This window comes from Janthinobacterium sp. GW821-FHT03A03 (genome assembly GCF_059421435.1).
In genome coordinates this window covers 1-20,743 of record NZ_JBWKUZ010000015.1, presented here as the reverse complement: position 1 = coordinate 20,743, position 20,743 = coordinate 1, and the positions used below count along the sequence as shown (strand labels likewise).

Below are 20,743 nucleotides of genomic sequence, written 5' to 3'. Positions count from 1 at the left end.
AGGAAAGATGAAGCGGCGCGCGCGGCGCGGCTGGCCTACAATGGCTTTATTTCAACACCTAGCAAGGGTCATCATGGAAATCTGGCACGCACCGCTCGACCTGGCCGCCCTCAACGCCGCCAGCGAGGGCACGGCCATGCGCCACCTGGGCATTGCCTTCACGGCCTTCGGCCCCGACTGGATCGAGGCGACCATGCCCGTCGACCACCGCACCATGCAGCCTTTTAAGCTGCTGCATGGCGGCGCTTCCGTGCTGCTGGCCGAAACCCTGGGCAGCATGGCCGCGAATGCCTGCCTGGACAGCCGCCGGCACGTGAGCGTGGGCCAGGAAATCAACGCCAACCACGTGCGCGGCGTGCGCGGCGGCCAGGTGACGGGGCGCGCCACGCCCATCCACCGGGGCCGCAGCAGCCAGGTATGGGAAATCCGCATCGTCGACGACGGCGGCAAGCTGTGCTGCATCTCGCGCATCACCATGGCCGTCATCGACGCCCCAGGCGCGGCTGGACACGGCGCTTCTTGATTTGCATCAAGGCATTAAAAGTGGGCGCGTGGAATCATCCATAACGCTGTTCGCTTATAATTCAGTGTGCTCTTGTGCCGTGCGGGTGTGGTCCGCGCGCGTCCACATTGCCCGGAATAGAAGCTGACTGCCCAAAAAACGCCAGTTAGAGACCCATCCTGCGCCTTGCAGGAAAGGCAACACGACGGTGAGCAGATCGCCGGTGTCCGGCAAGCCCTGGCGGGACTTGTCTGGCGGAACCGGCAACAATCAACTTTATACAGGGCAATAACAACAATGATGTCATTCAATCGTTTGACGATAGGCGCGCGTCTGAGCGCAGGCTTTGCCGCGCTGGTCATCCTCATGCTGGTGCTGGCCGCGTTCGCGCTGCTGCGCATGGGCGCCATCGCCGACGCCATGGGCGCGCAGGACAGGGTACAGCAGGAAAAACTCGAACCGCTGTACGTGGCGCGCGAAGCGCTCGACCAGACGGGCCTGGCCGCCCGCAACGCCTATATTTTTCATGACCAGGCCGCCGCCGAGAAAGAGCTGGCCATCCTCGACAGCCAGAAGGCGCTGTACCTGGAAGCGCTGGCCAGGCTGGCGCCGAAGTTCGCCGGCGATGCCCAGTTCGAGAAAGTCAGCACGGGCCTGAAAACCATGGCGCAGGAGCTGCAGCGTCCGCGCCAGTTCCGCGCGAGCGGGCAGATGGAGCAGTACGGCACCTTCCTCGTCGAGGAATGCAGCCCCCTGCGGCGCCAGATCGTCGCCGACATCGATGCCGTGCTGAAAACCGTGCAGCAGGAATCGGACCAGGCCAGTGCCGGCGCGCAAGCCATCTACGGCCAGTCGCTGCGCTGGATAGGCGCGCTGGCCGCGCTGAGCGTACTCGTCTGCATCGCCGTCGCCGTCGTCATCACGCGCGGACTGCTGCGCCAGCTGGGCGGCGAACCGGCGTATGCGGCCTCCATCGCGGGGCGCATCGCCCAGGGCGAGCTGGCCATCGACGTGCACACGCGCCAGGGCGACGACAGCAGCCTGCTGTTTGCCATCAAGACCATGCGCGACAACCTGGCCGCCATCGTCGGCAAGGTGCGCCACGGCACGGAAAGCATTGCCACGGCCTCGACCGAGATCGCTTCCGGCAACCGCGACCTGTCGCAGCGCACGGAGCAGCAAGCCGGCTCGCTGGAAGAAGTGGCCTCGTCGATGGAAGAGCTCATTTCCACCGTGCGCCAGAATGCCGATAACGCGCAGCGGGCCAACCGCCTGGCGCGCGAAGCGTCGACCGTGTCGGAGCAGGGCGGCAAGGCCGTGGCCGAAGTGGTGCATACCATGAGCCTGATCAATGCCTCGTCGAACAAGATCGTCGACATCATCGGCGTGATCGACAGCATCGCCTTCCAGACGAATATCCTGGCCCTGAACGCGGCCGTGGAAGCGGCCCGCGCGGGCGAGCAGGGGCGCGGCTTTGCCGTGGTGGCGACGGAAGTGCGCAACCTGGCGCAGCGCTCGAGCGCCGCCGCGCGCGAAATCAAGGCCCTGATCGACGATTCCGTCAGCAAGGTGGGCACGGGCACGGTGCTCGTCGAACAGGCGGGCGCCACCATGCACGAGGTGGTGGCCGGCATCGGCCGGGTGACGGGCATCATGGCCGAGATCAGCCACGCCACGCAGGAGCAGGGCGCCGGCATCGAGCAAGTCAACCGCGCCATCGTCGACATGGACCGCGTGACCCAGCAAAATGCGGCCCTGGTCGAGCAGGCGGCGGCCGCCGCGCAGGAATTGCAGCAGCAGGCCGCCCAGCTGGAGCAGGAAGTGGGCATTTTCAAGCTGGGCAAGCCGGCCAGCGGCCCCTTGCGCCTGGCAGCCTGACGCGGCGCCATGGAATGGCGCGGCGTGCCACGCGCCGCGCCGCGCGCCAACAGCCATGCGCCAATAGTCGTATTCCGCGCTACAATGGGAGCTGGATCACCGCCAGGACATCTCATGCAAGTGCATAGCAGCAACGATGTTTCCAACCCGGAAGACGCCGACAAGCCGGCGCCGCCCGTGCTGCACCAGGCCTTGGCCGGCCTCGGCTGGGGCTTGCTCACCTGCATGCTGTGCTTTGCCATCCTCATCGTCACCAAATGGCTGCTGCCGCCCGAATACTGGGGCGCGCACACGGGCCTGGCCAAGTTCAAGCGCGAAATGTCGCTGCCCCTGCTGGTGTTCTGGGTCGTCATCTACTCCCCCATCCTGGAAACCTTCCTCGGCCAGCTGCTGCCGCTGGAAATCCTCAAGCGCCTGGGCGCCAGGCGCCAGCTGAGCGTCTTTATCGGCGCCGTCCTGTGGGGCATCGTGCACTTCATCAGCGGCGGCTTGCTGCACGCCATCGTCGCGCTGGGGTCGGGCGCCATGTTCAGCTTTGTCTACCTGCGCTACCGCGAGCCGGGCGTGGCTGCTGCCTATGCGACAACGACCTTTTCCCGCGCCTGCAACAATATCGCCGTCCTGGTTGCCGTGTTCTACGGCCTCGACACCTAGACACCCTCCAAAACCTGCTGCGCGTCGGTACAGGCGGCCTGCGACGCTCGCCAGCCCGGCGCCCCCGTACTCGAGTACGGTTGCGCTTATCGACCACCTCTACCTTCCGCTCGCTACGCTTTTGTTAGGCGCCTTTCTTTCTTCCTGAGCAGGTACGGCACCAGCGCGGCCAGCGCCACGGCCAGCCCCGCCAGGCCGTGCAGCAACTGGCGGAAGGCGGCGTCGTAGCTGGCGCGCAGCAGCGCTTCCTGGCCGCCCAGCAGCTGTGTTGCCTGTTGCATATCACCGAGCGCGGCGCGGCTGGCGGCGGCCAGCAGGGGCAAGTCGCTGGGCAGTTGCCGCGCCAGCGCCGCCCCGATCAAGCCGGCCAGCGTGGCGCCCGCCAAGGCCAGCGCCACGCCGTCGGCGCTGATGCGCACGGTATTGAAGATGCCCGTCGCCATGCCGGCCCGGTCCGTGTCCACCACGCTCAAGGCCATGCCATCCATCAAGCCCCACGGCAAGCCGATGCCGGCGCCGACCAGCAGCAGGGGGCCGGCCAGCGCCGCGGTGCCGCCATGGCCCGGCACCTGCGCCAGCCAGGCCAGGCCCGCCGCGGCCAGCAGCAAGCCCGCCGCGCACAGGGTGGCGGGCTCGAACCAGCGCAACAGCAGCGCCGCCAGCATGGGCACGAGCAGCAGCGGCGCGGCCAGCGCCGTCATCAGCCGGCCCGCCGCCAGCGCGGACATATGGTCGATGCCGATGAAGCGCCCCGGCAGCATGACGATGAGCACGATGAACAGGAAGGCGGGCGAGGCGGCCAGCACTTGCACGGCGACAAAGCGGCGCTGGCGGAACAGGGTCAAGTCCAGCATGGGCTGCGCCGTCCTGCGTTCGATCCTGATAAAAATGAAAAACAGCAGCACGGACGCGGTGATGGACAGCAGCACGCCCCCGCTGCGCCAGCCGTGTTCGGGCGCCAGCAGCATGGCCAGGGTCAGCAGGGCCAGCGCGACGCTGAAGCTGATGGCGCCAGGCCAGTCCGGCCGGCCCTTGCCGCACGGCGCATCGGCCGGCACGCTGGTCCATACCAGCAGCATGCCGCCGCCGCCCAGCGCGGCCGTGGCGTAAAAGACGGCCGGCCAGCGCGCCAGCTCCAGCATGGCGCCGGCCGCCAGCGGGCCGAAGGCCAGGCCCAGGCCGAAGGTCGTGCCCAGCACGCTCATCACGCGGTTGCGGGCGGCGCCGCGGAACAGGGGCGCCAGCGAGGACATGGCGGCGGCAAACGCGGCCGCGCCGCCCAGGCCTTGCAGCAGGCGCAGCGCGGCGATCCACGCCACGGACGGCGCGACGGCGATGGCCAGGGTGGCCGCGCAAAACAGCGCCAGCCCGGCCAGCCAGACGCGGCGCCGTCCCAGCACGTCCGTCAGGCTGCCGGCCACCATCATGGCGCTGCCATAGCTGAGGATATACGCATTGATGACCCAGTTCAGGGCCGTGGCGCTGCCGCGCAGTTCGGCGGCCAGGGCGGGCAGCACGACGGCCGGACCCGTGAAGCACAGGGGAATGAGCAAGCCCGTCAGGCAGGCGGCCAGCACTTGCAGTGTCAGCATGAAATGTGAAGAGGAGGGCATGGGTAGGGGAGCAGAAAGAAGGAGCGGCGAGTATGGCGCGGCCGGCATTGAAGAAAAATGGGCTAAACTGACGAACATATCGGACAAAAACGTCTTCAATGGGGTTCATATGGATAGCCTGGGCGGCATCGCCATGTTCGTGCAGGTGGCCGACAGCGGCAGTTTTTCGGCCACGGGGCGGCTGCTGGGCCTGTCATCGTCGGCCGTGGGCAAGAGCGTGGCGCGCATGGAGGCGCGCCTCGGCGCGCGTTTGTTCCAGCGCAGCACGCGGCACCTGGCGCTGACGGACGAGGGCGAAAAATTCTTGCAGCGCTGCAAGCGCATCCTGGCCGAGGTGGAAGCGGCCGAGCGGGAATTGAGCGAGTCGAGCAGCGGCCCCAGCGGACGCCTGCGCATCAGCCTGCCGCGCTACAGCGGCTTGTTCGAGCCGGCCATCGCCGCCTTCATGCTGGCGTATCCCGCCATCGGGCTCGACCTCGATTTTTCCGACGCCATGGTCAATCTCGTCAGCGACGGCTATGACGCGGCCGTGCGCACGGGCGAACTGGCCGACTCGGGCTTGATGCGGCGCAAACTGTGCACGTTCCGCCGCCTGCTGGTGGCGTCGCCCGCCTACGTGGCGCGCCATGGCCGGCCCGCCGACGGCGCCGAACTGCTGCGGCACCAGCGCCTGCACTACCGTTTTCCCGCCACGGGCCGCCTGGAGCCGTGGCCGCTGGTGGACGAGGCTGCCCAGCCGCCGCCCGGCATGGTGTGCAACAGCGTGGAAATGCGCGTCTTCCTGGCCGTGCAGGGGCAGGGCATCGCCTACCTGCCCGCGTTTGCCGTGCAGCGCGAACTGGCGGCGGGGCAGCTGGTGTCGCTGCTGGACGAGCACACGCAGGCGCACACGGCGTTCTGGCTGCTGTGGCCGGCCAGCCGCCACCTGCCGCCGCGCCTGCGCGCCTTCATTGATTTCCTGCTGCAACAGCTGCAAGACCAGACTTATGGAGCACCGCCATGACGGCAGATTCTTCCCTGACAGCGTTGCAGCGCCACGTGGCGGGCGCCACCGTCAGCCACGACCATCCGTTTCCCGTGCCGCCGCAGCCGCCGCAGGAGCCGCTGACGCCGGACTTGCGCGACGCCTGGGTCCGGCCCCTGTACATGGGCTTGCACCTGCCCCAGGCGGCCGCATGCGTGGCGCGGCTGGCACAGGCGGACGACGCCGTCATCGCGCGCCTGCTGGGACAATTCGACTGGCGCAGCCGCAAGGCGGGCGCCAGCCTGGCCGCATGGATGCAGCGCCCCCACTTTACGGCGCAGCTGGGCGGCCTGCTGCTGGCCAGCGAAGTGTGCTATGCGGGCAGCGCATACTGCCTGGCGCTGGCCGCCTTCGACACGCCGGACAGCCGCGATTATCTGCACCGCTATCTGGCCTACTATTTGCGCCAGCCCAAGCTGCACTTTGAGCAGGCGCAAGCCATGGCCGCCATCGCCTGGCTTGACGGCAGGAACGGCAGGGACGAGGCGGCCCGTCACGCCCCGGCCTGGCGCGCCTTCCTCGCCAGCCGCCCGGGCCTGACCCTCGACGCGTCGCTGGCGGCGTTCGCGGCCGACATGGACCGCTTGCGCGCCCTGCAAGCCCTGGCGCGCGCCGGCTAGCATCGCTCTGGCCGGCGGCTACACGGCGCCGCGCCATCCCCCGGCCCCACGCGGCCGTTCCCTCCCCACATCCCGCTTTCATGACATTTGCGTGACAAATGGCAGTGCTTCCCCGCCCGGGCTGTCACTGCAGGGTGCACGCTGAACCTGCTTTTCGATGCGGCACGACTTTGCCCTCCATGCCGGCTTGCGCCGACATGTCCACTCGTGATTTTTAAGTTTAACGACAGGAAACTGCAACATGACTGAAAAATTTGAATCCGCCGCCTTCGCGCCGTCGGCCGAAGCGGCCGGCGTGTCCGCCATCGACGCCTGCCTGAACAGCCTTGCGGCCCCGCAGCGCTTCATCGGCACGGCCGGCGCCGATGTGCTTAGCGGCACCACGGGCGCCGACGTGCTCGAAGGCCTGGCCGGCGACGACACGTATTACGTCAACCACAGCGGCGACGTGATCGTCGAGCTGGCCAATGGCGGCAGCGACAAGGTGTATACCAGCGTCAATTACACGGTGGCCGAGCATGTCGAGAACGTGTACCTGACCGCCGCCGGGCTGACCGTGACGGGCAGCGCCAACACCAATAATGTGTTTCACGTCGACAGGGCCGGTGGCAACAGGATAGATGGCGGCAGTGCGGGCAACTCGGTCGTTTATTTCGATTCCAGCGTGGGCGTGACGGCGACGCTGCTGGGCCCGAATGACCTTCAGACGGCGCCAGCGGGCAGCGATGTGCTGGTTAACCTGATGAGCATCGCCGGCAGCAAATTCGACGATGTCCTGACCGGTAACGAGCTCAAGAATGCCCTCTCCGGCGGTTTCGGCAACGATACCTTGCGCGGCGGCAAGGGGGACGACCTGCTGATCGGCTTGCAGGGTGACGATACCTATATTTTTGCCCGGGGCGACGGCGCCGATACCCTCGTGGAAACGGAGGAGGCGGGCAGCCGCAACGTCGTGTCCTTCCTGGCCGGCGTCAGCGCCGACCAGCTGTGGTTCCGCCGGGTGGGCTCGGCCCTGGAAGTGAGTACCATCGGTACCGGCGACAAGATCACCATCAATGCCTGGTTTGTTGGCACGGCGCCGCGCATCCATGAATTCCGCACGGCCGACGGCCGCGTGCTGCTGGGCAGCGATGTGGATAAACTGGTGCAGGCGATGGCCACGCTGCAGCCGCCGCCGGCTGGCCAGCTGACTTTGCCTATCTACGAAGCCACCGTCCTCGCTCCCGTGCTGGCGCAGAACTGGCGCACGGAAGGCCCGAAGCAGCCGACCAACGGCGTTTTTGCCGGCACGGCGAACCCGGACATCATCAAGGGCACGGCCGGCGCCGACGTGATGGCGGGTCTGGGAGGCGACGATATCTATTACGTCAACCATGGCTACGATATGGTGATCGAGCCGGCTGGCGGCGGACGCGACACCGTCTACACCACGGTCGATTACACGCTGGACGCCAATGTTGAAGAGGTGCATGTCAGCGCCGCCGGCTTGGCGGTGACGGGCAACGGCAACGCTAACGTCTTCCACGTCGATGCTGCCGGCGACAATGTGCTGCGCGGCATCGGGACAAACACCTCGGCCACCTATGCCGCCTCCAGGGCTGGCGTGACGGCCACCATGATTTCCATCAACGATGCTGCCACGGCCCGCCCGGGCAGCGATGTGCTGGTCAATATTTCCAGCGTGACAGGCAGCGCCTATTACGACGTGCTGTCCGGCAACGAACTGGCCAACACCCTGTCCGGCGGCCTGGGCAACGACACCCTGCAAGGCGGCAAGGGCGACGATCTTCTCGTCGGCGGCCTGGGCGACGACACCTATGTCTTCGCCCGCGGCGATGGCGCCGACATCATCGCCGAGTCCTCGGCGGATGCCAATTACGATGCCATCACCTTCCTGGCCGGCGTCAATATCGACCAGCTGTGGTTCCGCCAGGCGGGCGCGGACCTGGAGGTGAGCACCATCGGCACGACGGACAAGATCACCATCCGGGCCTGGTCGGCGGCCACGCCGAACATCGAGCAATTCCGCACGGCCAGCGGCCACGTGCTGCGCGGCGCCGAGGTGCAGCTGCTGGTGCAGGCGATGGCGAACCTGGCGCCGCCGCCGCTGGGCCAGCTGACCCTGCCTGCCGCCACGGCCAGCGCCCTGGCGCCCGTGCTGGCCCAGGCCTGGCACTTCAACGGCCCCACGCAACCGACGGGAGCAACCTTCACCGGCACGGCAAACGCCGACGTCATCAACGGTACGGCCGGCGCCGACCTGATGCAGGGCCTGGGCGGCGACGACACCTATTCTGTCAACCACGCGGGCGACTTCATCGTCGAGGAGGGCAACGGCGGCAACGATACGGTGTACACCAAGGTCAACTATACGGTGCCCGACAACGTAGAAATCGTCCGCCTGAACGGTGCCGGCCTGACCGTGACGGGCAGCGCTTATACCAGCAACATCTTTTATGTCGATACGCCCGGCGGCAACGTGCTTGACGGCGGTGGTGCCGGCAATATGCTCAATTACACCGGCGCCAGCGCGGGCGTGACGGCCGCCTTTGCGCCCGTCGGTGGCCCCGTGATTGGGCGTCCCGGCGTCGACGTGCTGGCCAATTTCAGCATTGTCATCGGCAGCACCTTCGATGACGTGCTGACCGGCAATGAGACCAAGAATACCCTCGTTGGCGGCCTCGGCAACGATACCTTGCAAGGGGGCAAGGGCGACGACGCGCTGGCTGGCGCGCTGGGCAACGATACTTATATCTTTGCCCGCGGCGACGGCGTCGACGTCATTACCGAGGCCGACGAGGCGGGCAGCCGCGACGTGGTGTCCTTCCTGGCCGGCGTCAGCGCCGAGCAGCTGTGGTTCCGCCAGGTGGGCACGGCCCTGGAAGTGAGCACCATCGGCACCGGTGACAAGGTCATGGTCACGGGCTGGTACGAAAGCGCGCCGCGGCGCATCGAGGAATTCCGCATGGCCGATGGCCGCGTCTTGTTGGGTAGCAACGTGCAAAACCTGGTGCAGGCGATGGCGGGCCTGACGCCGCCGCCGGCCGGCCAGCTGACCTTGCCTGCCGGCACGGCCGCCGTCCTGGCGCCCGCGCTGGCGCAGAACTGGCGTGCTGCGCAGCAATTCGGCGTGGCCATGCAGGACGGTTCCGGCGCTTGGCAAGCCGATCCGGGCCAGCTGGTGCAGGCCATGGCCGGTTTCGCCGTGCCGGCAGCCGCATCGGCGCCGTGGTCCGGCCACGGCAGCCCGTCGACGCAGATCCAGCTGGCGGCGGCGCATTAATCGCTTGAGCACGTAGTTCCACCCCCGCGCGGCCGGGCCGGCCCTGCATGTCCCGGCCTGGCTGCGCCATTGACTTCTTGATATCGCCCGATGACAGCTTTCTCATACCGCAACGATCCGCCGCCCCTTGAACCCACATCGCCCGACACGGGCCTGCTGTCGCTGCTGCTGATGGCCAGCCTGCACGGCGTCGCCGCCGACGGCGCCCGGCTCAGGCACGCGTTCGGCCAGGCCGTGTTCACGCGGCAGACCATACTGCTGGCAGCCAAAGACCTGGGCTTGACGGCCAGGCTGGTGCGCCAGGCGCCGCAACGGCTGGCGCAAGCGCCGCTGCCCGCCATCGCCATCGGCCACGATGGGCGCTTCTTTATCCTGGGCAAGGTCGACAGCAGCGACGGCAACGTGGGCAAGGTGCTGGTCCAGCATCCGGGACAGCCGCCGCAAATCCTCGGCCGCGACGATTTCCTCGCCGCCTGGACGGGAGAACTGCTCTTTTTCACCAGCAAGGCCAGCTACGCGGGCGAGACGGCCCGCTTCGACTTCAGCTGGTTCATCCCCGCCATCGTCAAATACCGCAGGCTGCTGGGCGAGGTGCTGCTCATTTCCTTCGTGCTGCAGCTGATCGGCCTGGCCACGCCCCTGTTTTTCCAGGTGGTGATGGACAAGGTGCTGGTCAACCACGCCATGCAGACCTTGAACGTGGTGGCCATCGGCCTGATCTGCGCCATCGTCTTCGAAGCCGTGCTGGGCATGATACGCACCTATGTTTTTGCGCGCACCAGCAGCAAGATCGACGTGGAGCTGGGCGCGCGCCTGTTCCGCCACCTGCTGGCCCTGCCGGTGGCGTACTTCCAGGCGCGCCGCGTGGGCGATTCCGTGGCGCGCATCCATGAACTGGAAAATATCCGCTCCTTTCTCACCGGCAATGCCATGACCCTGGTGCTCGATGTGCTGTTTTCCTTCATCTTCATCGCCGCCATGCTGTGGTACAGCGCCGCCCTCAGCGTCGTCGTGCTCGCGTCGATTCCCGTCTACGCGGCCCTGTCGATGCTGCTCACGCCCGTGCTGCGGGGGCGCTTGAACGACAAATTCAACCGCAGCGCGGAAAATCAGTCTTTCTTGGTTGAAACTATCAGCGGGGTCGACACGCTCAAGTCCATGGCCGTCGAGCCGCGCTGGCAGCAGCAGTGGGAAAAGCAGCTGGCCGGCTATGTGTCGGCGGGTTTGTCGGCGAACAACATCGGCATGCTGGCCAGCGGCGGCGTGACATTGGTAAGCAAACTGGTGACGGCGGCCATCATGTGGTGGGGCGCCACCCTCGTCATCGACGGGAAAATGACGGTGGGCGAACTGGTGGCCTTCAATATGCTGGCGGGGCAGGTGGCCACGCCCATCCTGCGCCTGGCGCAGCTGTGGAACGATTTCCAGCAGGTGGGCATCTCCATGAGCCGCCTGGGCGACATCCTCAACGCGCGGGCCGAGGCGGGCAGCCAGAAGGCGCGCCTGCCGCGCATCGCCGGCGCCATCGACTTCCAGCAGGTGGGTTTCCGCTACCGCCCGGACGCGGCCGAAGTCTTGCGCGATGTGTCGATTGCCATCGCGCCCGGCGAGGTGATCGGCATCGTCGGGCGTTCCGGCTCCGGCAAGAGCACGCTGACGCGGCTGGCGCAGCGCCTCTACATTCCCGAGCGGGGCAGGGTGCTGATCGACGGGCAGGACATCGCCGTCATCGACACGGCTTCGCTGCGGCGCCAGATCGGCGTAGTGCTGCAGGAAAACATCCTGTTCAACCGCTCCGTGCGCGACAATATCGCCCTGAGCGACCCGGCGCTGCCCATCGATGCGGTCATTGCCGTGGCGAAACTGGCGGGCGCCCATGATTTTATCTGCGAGTTGCCAGAAGGATACGACACCATGGTGGGCGAACACGGCACGGGCCTGTCGGGCGGCCAGCGCCAGCGCATCGCCATCGCCCGCGCCCTGATCGGCAATCCGCGCATCCTGATCTTCGACGAGGCGACGAGCGCGCTCGATTACGAATCGGAAAAGATTATCCAGGACAATATGCGCGGCATCTGCGCGGGGCGCACGGTGCTGATTATCGCCCACCGCCTGTCGGCCGTGCGCGAAGCGAACCGCATCGTCGTCATGGAGCGGGGGCAAGTGGCGGAACTGGGCAGCCACAACGCGCTGCTGAAGCGGCCGGGCGGCATCTACGCCCACCTGTACAGCCTGCAGCAGGGCGGCGCCGGGAGCGCAACAGGGGACGCAACATGAGCGCCGGCCACCGTCTCGCCGCGTATGGCGAATTGTTGCAACGCTATGGCCAGGTACTGCGGCACAGCTGGCGCAACCGCGCCAGCCTGGGCGGCCCCGTGCTCAGCGAAGACGAGGCGGCCTTCCTGCCTGCCGCGCTGGCGCTGCAGGAGCGGCCCGTGTCGCCGTCGCTGCGCCTCACTGCGCGTGTGCTGATGCTGCTCGTCGCCTGCGTCGTGCTGTGGGCCGTGTTCGGCAAGGTCGACATCATCGTCAATGCGGCCGGCAAGATCATTCCGTCCGGCAACACCAAGACCATCGCCTCCGTCGACGTGGCCGCCGTGCGCGCCGTGCACGTGCGCGAGGGGCAGGCCGTGCAGGCGGGCCAGCTGCTGGTGGAGCTCGACAGCCGGGGGCCGGACGCCGAGCGCGACAAGGCGGCCGGCGACGCCGTGGCGGCCGCGCTGCAGGCGGCCCGCGCGCGCGCGCTGATTGCCGCCGTCGATACGCTCGCGGCGCCGCAGCTGGCCGCGCCGGAGCACGCTTCCGTGGCCGAGCGCGCAGCCGCGCAGGCGCATGTGGACGGCCAGTACGCGAGCTTTCGCGCCCGGCTGGCGCATCTCGACGGCGAAATCGCCCGCTATGCGCAGGCGCTGCCGCTGGCCGCGCAGCGCGCCGGCGACTACCGGGCGCTGGCGGACACGCGCGACGTGGCCGAACACGCGTGGCTGGAAAAGGAGCAGGCGCGCATCGACCTGGCCGGCCAGCTGGCGTCGGCCCGCAGCGAACGGGCGGCCCTGGTGGCGCAGACGAGGAAAGACGCGTATGACGCGCTGGCGGAAGGGGCCAGAGTGGCGGCGGCCAGCGGCCAGGATGCGCGCCGCGCGCTGGCCCGCGGCAGCCTGCTGCGCCTGACGGCGCCCGTCGACGGCACGGTGCAGCAGTTGAAACTGCACACGGTGGGCGGCGTGGTGCCGGCCGCGCAGGCGCTGATGCAGATCGTGCCGCGCCAGGGCCGGCTGGAAATCGACGCCATGCTGGAAAACCGCGACGTCGGCTTCGTGCAGGCGGGGCAGGCCGTGGCCGTCAAGATCGACGCGTTTGATTACACGAAATACGGCACCGTGCCCGCCGTCGTCAGCAGCGTCTCGCGCGACGCCATCGAGGACGAGAAGAAGGGACTCGTGTATGCCGTGAAAATCACGGTGCAGCAGCCGGCCATCGTCATCGACGGCAGACTGGTGCCGCTGTCGGCCGGCATGGCCGTGCGGGCGGAAATCCGCACGGGAACGCGCAGGGTGATCGAATACGTGCTCTCGCCGCTGGTGCAGCACCAGAAGGAGGCCCTGCATGAACGCTAGCCTCCGCGCCATGGCCTTGGCCGCCGGCCTGCTGGCCGCGCTGCCCGCGCAGGCCGGCGATGTGTTCCCGCGCCTGGACGACCCGCTGGCCACGCAGGCCGGCTTGCCCGACGCCGGGCGGTTGCTGCCGGGCGACAGCCGCGCCGCGCCGTGCCCGCCCGCCCATGATGGGGCCGTGCCCTTGAGCCTGCCGGCGGCCGTCGACCTGGCCCTGTGCCATAACGCGCAGGTGCATGGCGCCTGGGCCGGCATCAAGCTGCAGGCGGCCGGCCTGGGCGAGGCCCGCGCCGCCTACCTGCCGACCTTGAATGCCGGCCTGAGCCGCGTGCATGACCGCACCGCCTATCCCGGCGCCGCCACGGCTTCCAGCAGCCTGGGCAGCAATACTGGCTCGCTGAGCCTGTCCTGGCGCCTGTTCGATTTCGGCGGCCGCGACGCGGGGCGGCGCTCGGCCACGGCGCTGCTTGACGCGGCGCTGGCACACCGCGACGCCGTGCTGCAAGCGACCCTGGCGGCGACGGTCAGCGCGTATTTCGAGGCGCACACGGCGCTGGCCAGCCTGCGCATGCGCGAACAGCACCAGGCGCTGGCGCAGGAAACGGTGGCGGCCACGCAGCGCCGCGCCGGGCGCGGACTCGGCGCGCACAGCGACACCCTGCAGGCGCAAAGCGCCCTGGCCAAGGCGGCGCTGGGCGCCAGCCGCGCCGCCGGCGACTACCGCAAGGCGCGCGCGGTGCTCATTTACACCTTGGGCTTGCCGGCCGGCACGGACGTGACCCTGGAAGAGGACGCGGGCGAGGCGGACGGCGACCTGCGCGAGGACTTGCGGTCCTGGCTGGCCATGGCGCAGGAACGGCATCCGGCCATCCTGGCGGCGCGGGCGCAGCTGGCCGCCGCGCGCGAGCGGGTGGCCGTGGCCCGCTCGGAGGGCCGCCCCAGCGTCGACCTGACGGCGAACATCTACCAGAATGGCCGCCCGAACCAGGGCTTGTCGCCCGCGTCCACGCGTGAAACCCTGGTCGGCATCTCGCTGAACATCCCCCTGTTCGACGGTTTTGCCCGCGGCTACAAGGTGCGCGGCGCGCTGGCGCAGGCCGGGCAGAAGGAAGCCGAGGCGCAGGAAACGCAACAGCAAACCTTGCTTGACCTCGTCAGGACGCACGCGGAAGCGTCGATGGCGCTGGGCAACCTGGCCGCGTCGCAGGACTGGCTGGCCGCCGCGCAGGAGGCGCAAGCCAGCGTGCAGCGCAAGTTCGGCCTGGGTGCGGCCGATATCCTGGAAATGCTGAACACGCAGTCGGCGCTGCTCGAGGCGCGGCAGGAGCGCATCCGTTGCCTGGCGGAATGGCGTTCGGCCCGGCTGCTGCTGCTGGCCAGCGCCGGCATCCTGGGACGCGGGGATTTGGCGCAAGAGGGTGGCGCAAGCGGCGGCAAATCGGGCGCCCCGCCGATGCGATAGTGACTATGATGGAGCACTGGCCTTCCCGCACAGGGAAGGTGTTTCTACGTCGACCAAGGGAGACATCATGCACAGCATCCAAAAGATTACCCCATGTTTATGGTTCAACGGCAACGCCGAGGCGGCGGCCCGGTTTTATACGGAAGTTTTCCCCAATTCCAGGGTGGGACAAATCCTGCGCTACGGCGAAGAGGGCAAGGAAATCCACGGCCAGGAGCCGGGCAGCGTGCTGACGGTGGCGTTCGAGCTGGACGGCCAGACGTTCACGGGCCTGAACGGCGGGCCGCAATTCCGCTTTTCCGAAGCCATCTCGTTCCAGGTCAATTGCGAAACCCAGGATGAGGTGGACCATTACTGGAACCTGCTGTCCCGGGGCGGGCCGCCGGAAGCCCAGCAGTGCAGCTGGCTCAAGGACCAGTTCGGCGTGTCCTGGCAAATCGTGCCCACCATCATGGTCAAGCTGCTGGGCGACCCCGACCCCGTCAAGGCGCAGCGCGTGATGAAAGCCATGATGGGCATGAAGAAGATCGACATCGCCGAGATCAAGCGGGCGTACGCGGGCTAGGCCGGGCCGCGGGGCGGGAGAGCGGGGCGCACGGCAGCGGCGCGCCCTGTCCAAGATGGCCGGCATTTGCTATAGTTCCGGCCATCTTTCCATTGCCAGACTGACCCTGCCCATGACTATCCGCACCAGCACTACCGGCACCATCGCGCCCCGCACCTTCGGCACGCCCCTGTCTTCCACCGCCATCAAGGTCATGCTGCTCGGCTCGGGCGAGCTGGGCAAGGAAGTCATCATCGCGCTGCAGCGCCTGGGCGTGGAAGTGATCGCCGTCGACCGCTACCCGAACGCGCCTGGCCACCCGGTGGCGCACCGCTCGCACGTGATCGACATGAGCGACGGCGTGGCCCTGGCCGCCCTGATCGCGCTGGAAAAGCCGGACCTGATCGTGCCGGAAATCGAGGCCATCGCCACCGACACCCTGGCCGCGCTGGAGGCTGCGGGGCAGATTACCTGCATCCCGAACGCGCGCGCGGCCGTGCTGACGATGAACCGCGAAGGCATCCGCACCCTGGCGGCCGAGACCCTGGGCGTGGCCACGTCGCCGTACCGCTTCGCCAGCAGCCTGCAGGAGCTGCAAGTTGCTTGCCAGGAAATCGGCTTTCCCTGCGTCGTGAAACCCGTGATGTCGTCGTCGGGCAAGGGCCAGTCCAAACTGGATGGCGCCGCAGACGTGGAAACGGCGTGGGCGTATGCGGCCAGCGGCGGCCGGGTCGATACGGGGAGGGTCATCGTCGAAGGTTTCATCGACTTCGATTACGAAATCACCTTGCTGACGGTGCGTGCCGTGGGCGCCTCGGGGCAGATCGAAACGCAGTTCTGCGAGCCGATCGGCCACTTGCAGGTGCACGGCGACTACGTCGAATCGTGGCAGCCGGCGCGCATGGCGCCGCTGGCCCTTGAGCGCGCGCGCGACATCGCGCGCAAGGTGACGGACAACCTGGGCGGCCTGGGCCTGTTCGGCGTGGAGCTGTTCGTCAAGGGCGACATGGTGTGGTTCTCGGAAGTGAGCCCCCGTCCGCACGACACGGGCATGGTCACCATGGCCAGCCAGGTGCAGAGCGAATTCGAGCTGCACGCGAAAGCCATCCTGGGCTTGCCCGTCAATGTGGCGCTGCGCTCGCCCGGCGCCTCGGCCGTCATCTACGGCCAGCTGGAGGCGCCAGGCATCGCCTTCGAAGGCGTGGCCAACGCCCTGAGCGTGCCGGGCGCCGACTTGCGCCTGTTCGGCAAGCCCGAATCGTTCGCCCGCCGCCGCATGGGCGTGGCGCTGGCCACGGCCGACGATATCGACACGGCCCGCGCGCGCGCCGTGCTGGCCGCCTCCAAAGTGAAACCCGTGGCGCAGTAAGCCTGTTTGCCGATACAGCATCATCGACATGGAAGCCGGCGCATGACGGAACTCGATACTTATCTCGCGCAGTACTATCTGGACGAGACGCAGCTGGCGGCAGCCGCCGCCCTGGACATGGACGAAATCGATGCCCTGATCCGGGCTGGCCTGGTACCCGCGCCTGCATACGTGGTCGATGGCGGCGGCAATCTGTGTTCCTTCGTCTTTGGCGCCATGGCGGCGCCCGGGTCCAGGGCCGGCCGCTATTTTCCGCCGTCCCAGCTGGGGTGGATCGCCATTGCGCGCCACGCCCTCGCCGAAGGGGCGGAAACGGCGCAAGCGCGCCTGAAGGCGCAATTTACGTCGCGCTATGCGGCCGCGCTGGCGACCCTGAACCTGACGACCTGGCGCCTGCGCGACAGTTTCGACGACAGCGGTGCGCCGGTCGCCGACGGTTTACTGGCCCGTACCGACAGCGCCTGGACATATTTTTTGAACGGCACGTTTTCCCTGTGCGTGGCCTACCCCATGTCGGAAGCCCACATCGCCTGGAAAGAAGTGCTGCAGGAAAAGCTCGCGCAGCAAAGCGGCAACGGCAGCAAGACGCTGCTGCCGCAGCGGCAGGCGCAGGAAATGCTTGCCCTGATCGATGCCTATGCCGCGGCGGCCATGCCTTTTTCGCCCGTCGAATATGCCTTGAGCAGCCGCAAGCGCCTGGTCGAGGACTTGCGGGCCAACATACGCGTGGCCGAAACGGACCCCGCATGACTGCCGCAGCGACGCAGCACAGCCTGCCGCTTGCCGGTGCGGGCGGCGACGAGAACAAGCGCAAGCTGCGCGGCCATATCGCGCGGCGCAACCTGGCCGGCGCCGCCAACGACTGCAAGTGGAACGAGCTGCTGGCCTTCATGCGCGGGCGGACCGACTGGGTGCCGTCGTACCGCTACGGCTCCGTGTCCGGCTACGTGTCGCGCTGGGACACGGAATGGGACTACCACCCGCCGTTCCCGTTCATGGGCGTGGAATGGTTCGACATCAGCCTGTATTCGGAAGAACACGTGGCCATGCTGCTGCCCAAAAAAATCATCGACCATGGCGTGTGGATCGTGCCGGAACTCGAACGCATCGGCTTCGATTTCGAGGTGCGGGACCGGGTGGCGCGCCTCTGGGGCTATCTGCCCCGCAATTATCACGATTTTCCTCCCGCCGACTAATTCAACGACCAATCTCATGCCTGATAACGACATTGCCCAAGTACCGCAGCCGGACGACGCCGTCGTCGGCAAGGAAGCGGGCGCGCAGATGCTGGCCGCGGCCTGCGCCGCGCGCGACGCCTTTTATGCCACCCTGGGCGCGGTAGACACCGACGTGCTGGCGCCGCTGGTCAACCCGGCCTTCATGGGCGGCCCCCGCTGGCCATCGCTGCGCCAGGCCTGGCGCGTGATCCGCCGCGCCGATACCATCATCATCGCCAGCGACGGCCTGAGCGATCCGTTCGAGGATGACGACGACGTGTTCGTGCCGCGCGGCCACCTGCTGGAAGTGTGCATCGAGGCGCCGCTGGCCGCCTTCGACGGCCAGCCAGTGCAGGCATCGTGGCTGTTTGACGTGATCTACCAGGTCAGCCAGAACGTGGCCGACCACGGCTCCATCGATTTGCTGCTGCAGCGCCACGGCAGCGTGTCGATGGTGCTGGACGTGCGCGATGCGCCGGCAGGCCTCGAAGACGGGGAGGAACAGGTGGGCGTGCTGCTGGCCCAGGGCGCAAGCACCATTGCGCCATCGTTCGATACGCCATATGGCGCAGTGATGCTGCTGACGGTGACGGTGCTGCAGCCGGCCGAACTGGCGTTCATCAGCGCGGCCGCCGACAAGGCGCAGTCGCGGCGCGACCTGGCCGCCGCGCTGGCCGCCTCGCCGACGGGGCACTGGAGCGTGGCCAGGCGGCCGGCCGTCATTCCCCGCTAGGTTTTTCGGCCGGCGGCACGGCCGGTGCTGCCGGTTCGGCGGCCGCCGCGTCAACGGCAGCGGGCGCGGGCGAAGGCGGCGGTTCGCGCCACTTGCCCGCCGCCTTCAGCTTGTTCTTCAGCCCCGGCAGGGGAAAGCCCAGCGCATAGGCTTTTTGCGCGTGCGCGCTGGCCTTCTCGTATTCCTTCTTTTTCACGTACATCAGGCCCAGGTTGTACTGGATGGTGGCCTGCTCCGGCGCCATGCGGCTGGCCGCGTCCAGCTGTTCCAGCGCCGGCGCGTCCTGGCCCGTGGCCAGCAGGTAGTTGCCAAACACCATGCGCGCCGTCACGTCCTGCGGCGCGAAGGCGATGGCGCGCTCGAAAAAGCAGCTGACCGTGTAGCGGGCGCCGGGCGGCTGCGCGCTTTTCAGGCGCAAGCCCAGTTTCGCCATCGACGCCAGGGCCCGGTGGTGGTTCGGGAAGTGTTCCAGCGTGTAGCTGATGTCCGCGCCCAGGCTGCCCGTCATGCCTTGCGTGAGCGTTTCCACGGCCCGCGAAAAGTGGAATTGCTCGACCACGGACAGGCCCTCGCGGTCTTCCGCGCTCGTATAGTCGCCGCCCGGCGTGCGCTTGACGTAGGGCGGGCAGCCGGCCGCCGCCGCGGCGCTGCCGCAGCCGGCGGCAAGGGTGCAGGCAAGTATCAGGCGTTTCATGCTGTTCTCCTGTGGCTGACCTGGTCCAGCAAGTCGGCCAGGGCGTTGCTGCGGGCTTGCCGCGATTGCAGGGCGATGGCAGCCTGGCTGGCCAGCGGCGCGCGGCCCTGGCGCGCCAGCTCCAGAAAGCGCAGCAGCGCGCGCGCGCAGTCGCTGCTGGACGCCAGCTGGCCGATGGTGTCGATGCCGCAGTGGCGCAGCTTGGCCGCGCTGTCGCCCGCCAGGTCGGTCAGGGCCAGCACGGGGCGGCGGCAGCGCAGGTATTCATACAGCTTGGCGGGAATCTGCGCGTTGCAGTTGGCCGCCTGCAGCAGCAGCAGGCCGTCGGCCGCCAGCATTTCCTGCAGCGCCGCGTGGTGCGGCTGCAGGGGCGCCAGGGTGACCAGGTCGGCGACGCCGTATTTGGCCAGCAGGCCGGCCAGCCATGCATCGTGGCCGGTGGCGCGCAGCACCAGCTGGAACGTGGCGGCGGACAGCTCGCCGTCGCGGCGCAGGCGGGCCAGCGCCTCGAACAGCGGCTGCGGATCGCGCTCGGACGGATAGACCACGCCGCTGTGCAGCAGCAGGAAGCGCCGGCGGCGGCCGCTTGGCCCGTCCAGGCCCGCCGCGCCGAAACCGTCTTCGTCGTAGCCGTTTTCGATCAGCGCAAGGCGCTCGCCGGCCAGGTGGGCCAGGCGCCGCCGGTGCGCTTCGATGGCGCCCGGCGTGGTGCAGACGATGGCCGCGCTGCGCGCCGCGATGCGCTGCTCGATCCATGCGTGCATGCGGTGCAGGCGCGCTTCGGGCGGATACGGCGCCAGCGGATCGCTGTCGTCCAGCATCGGGTCGCGCTGGTCGGCGATCCACGGCAGGCCGCTGAGTTTTTGCAGGGTCAGCGCGATCAGGTGCGCCGTGGCGATCGGATACGTCGACCAGATGGCGTCGGGCCGGTAGGCGCGTATCATCCGCAGGCCGGCCGGCACGGCGCTCAGCCACCAGGAACTCCAGCGGTCGGGCAGGGCCAGGCAGCGCGGATAGCGCCCGGCGATGGCCAGGTGGCGCCCCGCGTCGAGCGCCAGGGTGCGCCGCACGGTGGCCTGCGCGCCGAGCTGCGCCAGCTGCGCGTCGTCCTGCTGCGCATACGCGAACGGACGGGGGCTGAGCACGAGCGGCTGCCAGCCGCATTCGGGCAGGTGGCGCGCAAAGGCCAGGGTGCGCAGGATGCCGCTGCCGCCGGCCAGCGGCGGGAAATGGTAGGCCACCATCAGCACGCGGCGCGGACCGGTCACCATGCGGCGATCCAGTGCGCGCACAGCCGCTCGACTTCGCCGCGCCAGGCGGCGCTGGCGAAGGTGTGGTTGGCGCCGGCCACCTGCGCCTGCGTCCATTGCGCGCGCGCGGCCACGGCGCGCCAGGCAGGATCGCCGTCGAGCAGGGCTTGCCACTCGCGCGCGCCCAGGTCGCCGCCGCTGAGGATCAGCAGCACCTGGCCCTGGAACTGCGCCAGCGCCCGCAGCAGGGCCGGCGCGGGCGCGTCGGGCGGCTGCGGCGCGGGGC

At 68.3% G+C, this 20,743-nt stretch carries 17 protein-coding genes and 1 pseudogene; 14 read left to right on the top strand and 4 right to left on the bottom strand.

Features of this window, described 5'->3' with window-relative positions; all coding sequences use genetic code 11:
• Window positions 1–73 precede the first annotated feature (73 nt).
• The 3 genes from AC07VI_RS21790 to AC07VI_RS21780 all read left to right on the top strand — a co-directional run bounded on the left by AC07VI_RS21790 (window position 74) and on the right by AC07VI_RS21780 (window position 3,034).
• Entirely contained in the window at window positions 74–523 is a 450-nt protein-coding gene (locus tag AC07VI_RS21790) for a hotdog fold thioesterase (protein ID WP_086147915.1), read from the top strand.
• 276 nt (window positions 524–799) lie between these two features.
• Entirely contained in the window at window positions 800–2,380 is a 1,581-nt protein-coding gene (locus AC07VI_RS21785; RefSeq protein WP_492994021.1) for a methyl-accepting chemotaxis protein, read from the top strand.
• A 114-nt stretch (window positions 2,381–2,494) separates the two neighbouring features.
• Entirely contained in the window at window positions 2,495–3,034 is a 540-nt protein-coding gene (locus AC07VI_RS21780; protein WP_086147913.1) for a CPBP family intramembrane metalloprotease, read from the top strand.
• Between the two features lie 113 nt (window positions 3,035–3,147).
• On the opposite strand, the gene AC07VI_RS21775 is transcribed toward AC07VI_RS21780, so the two are convergent.
• The gene (locus AC07VI_RS21775) at window positions 3,148–4,626 is read right to left on the bottom strand and encodes an MFS transporter (protein WP_226935633.1); all 1,479 of its coding nucleotides are present in this window, start codon (window positions 4,624–4,626) and stop codon (window positions 3,148–3,150) included.
• A 130-nt stretch (window positions 4,627–4,756) separates the two neighbouring features.
• Here AC07VI_RS21775 and AC07VI_RS21770 point away from each other — a divergent pair, with 130 nt between their 5' ends.
• From AC07VI_RS21770 to AC07VI_RS21720, 11 genes are all read left to right on the top strand, one after another.
• Window positions 4,757–5,650, top strand: a complete 894-nt coding sequence (locus tag AC07VI_RS21770; RefSeq protein WP_086148436.1) for a LysR family transcriptional regulator — start codon at window positions 4,757–4,759, stop codon at window positions 5,648–5,650.
• A complete protein-coding gene (locus AC07VI_RS21765) occupies window positions 5,647–6,291 on the top strand; it encodes a DUF6000 family protein (protein WP_086148437.1) in 645 nt (214 codons plus the stop codon). Before AC07VI_RS21770 ends, AC07VI_RS21765 begins: the two co-directional genes overlap by 4 nt.
• Window positions 6,292–6,532: 241 nt before the next feature.
• Entirely contained in the window at window positions 6,533–9,574 is a 3,042-nt protein-coding gene (locus tag AC07VI_RS21760; protein WP_492994024.1) for a calcium-binding protein, read from the top strand.
• A 90-nt stretch (window positions 9,575–9,664) separates the two neighbouring features.
• The gene (locus tag AC07VI_RS21755; RefSeq protein ID WP_492994025.1) at window positions 9,665–11,851 is read left to right on the top strand and encodes a type I secretion system permease/ATPase; all 2,187 of its coding nucleotides are present in this window, start codon (window positions 9,665–9,667) and stop codon (window positions 11,849–11,851) included.
• Window positions 11,848–13,191, top strand: a complete 1,344-nt coding sequence (locus AC07VI_RS21750; protein WP_099374520.1) for an HlyD family type I secretion periplasmic adaptor subunit — start codon at window positions 11,848–11,850, stop codon at window positions 13,189–13,191. The genes AC07VI_RS21755 and AC07VI_RS21750 overlap by 4 nt, the downstream gene beginning before the upstream one ends.
• A complete protein-coding gene (locus AC07VI_RS21745; protein WP_492994027.1) occupies window positions 13,181–14,650 on the top strand; it encodes a TolC family protein in 1,470 nt (489 codons plus the stop codon). Before AC07VI_RS21750 ends, AC07VI_RS21745 begins: the two co-directional genes overlap by 11 nt.
• 67 nt (window positions 14,651–14,717) lie before the next feature.
• Window positions 14,718–15,215: a VOC family protein gene (locus tag AC07VI_RS21740; RefSeq protein WP_086148474.1), complete on the top strand. Its 498-nt coding sequence runs from the start codon at window positions 14,718–14,720 to the stop codon at window positions 15,213–15,215.
• 112 nt (window positions 15,216–15,327) lie between these two features.
• The gene (gene purT, locus AC07VI_RS21735; protein ID WP_086148475.1) at window positions 15,328–16,563 is read left to right on the top strand and encodes a formate-dependent phosphoribosylglycinamide formyltransferase; all 1,236 of its coding nucleotides are present in this window, start codon (window positions 15,328–15,330) and stop codon (window positions 16,561–16,563) included.
• A 42-nt stretch (window positions 16,564–16,605) separates the two neighbouring features.
• Window positions 16,606–17,313 (top strand): DUF6058 family natural product biosynthesis protein, encoded by a 708-nt coding sequence (locus tag AC07VI_RS21730; protein WP_492994030.1) that lies wholly within the window; start codon window positions 16,606–16,608, stop codon window positions 17,311–17,313.
• Window positions 17,310–17,759: a DUF6678 family protein gene (locus AC07VI_RS21725; protein WP_492994032.1), complete on the top strand. Its 450-nt coding sequence runs from the start codon at window positions 17,310–17,312 to the stop codon at window positions 17,757–17,759. Before AC07VI_RS21730 ends, AC07VI_RS21725 begins: the two co-directional genes overlap by 4 nt.
• A gap of 16 nt (window positions 17,760–17,775) precedes the next feature.
• The gene (locus tag AC07VI_RS21720) at window positions 17,776–18,513 is read left to right on the top strand and encodes a hypothetical protein (protein WP_099420525.1); all 738 of its coding nucleotides are present in this window, start codon (window positions 17,776–17,778) and stop codon (window positions 18,511–18,513) included.
• Here the strand turns inward: AC07VI_RS21720 and AC07VI_RS21715 are convergent.
• The 3 genes and pseudogenes from AC07VI_RS21715 to AC07VI_RS21705 all read right to left on the bottom strand — a co-directional run.
• Entirely contained in the window at window positions 18,500–19,207 is a 708-nt protein-coding gene (locus AC07VI_RS21715; RefSeq protein WP_492994034.1) for an ABC transporter permease, read from the bottom strand. The two genes, AC07VI_RS21720 and AC07VI_RS21715, sit on opposite strands and share 14 nt — an antisense overlap.
• Window positions 19,204–20,478 carry a glycosyltransferase gene (locus tag AC07VI_RS21710; RefSeq protein WP_086148480.1) on the bottom strand — a complete coding sequence of 425 codons (1,275 nt, stop codon included), beginning with the start codon at window positions 20,476–20,478 and terminating at the stop codon, window positions 19,204–19,206. Before AC07VI_RS21710 ends, AC07VI_RS21715 begins: the two co-directional genes overlap by 4 nt.
• Window positions 20,472–20,743 (bottom strand): annotated as a pseudogene (locus AC07VI_RS21705) (hydrolase 1, exosortase A system-associated); the annotation flags it as partial. The pseudogene AC07VI_RS21705 and the gene AC07VI_RS21710, both read right to left, overlap by 7 nt.